Genomic DNA, 298 nt, shown 5'->3' with positions numbered 1-298 from the left:
CGCCGGTGGGTGGTTCCGGCAGGAGTGGGCCGCCGAGCGTGTCCCAGGGGTTGGCTGCCGGGCGCGTGGCGTCCGTCGGTGGTGAGGCCGGCCGGGGTGACCGTGTAGCGGCGGCCGAGCGGACTGATCCAGCTGAACCGGCCGGGCTCGGGTTGGCTCACCCGCCAGCCGGCGTGGGTCTTGGCCCGATGCGCCTTACGCCTGAGCGGGCCGAGGTTGTCCGCACGGGTTTGGGCGGGGGTGCCGTCCCAGCGGTACGGGTCGGTGTGGTCGAGGTCGAGCCCGACCGTGGTGCGGA

At 74.8% G+C, this 298-nt stretch carries 1 pseudogene; it reads right to left on the bottom strand.

From position 1 onward, the window contains the following. A pseudogene (locus tag BN358_RS27525) lies at positions 1–298 on the bottom strand (HNH endonuclease); the annotation flags it as partial.

It is taken from the genome of Sedimentibacter sp. B4, assembly GCF_000309315.1.
Lineage (GTDB): Bacteria > Bacillota > Clostridia > Tissierellales > Sedimentibacteraceae > Sedimentibacter > Sedimentibacter saalensis.
Note: the sequence above shows the minus strand (reverse complement) of the source record. Positions and strands in the feature narration are given on the sequence as shown.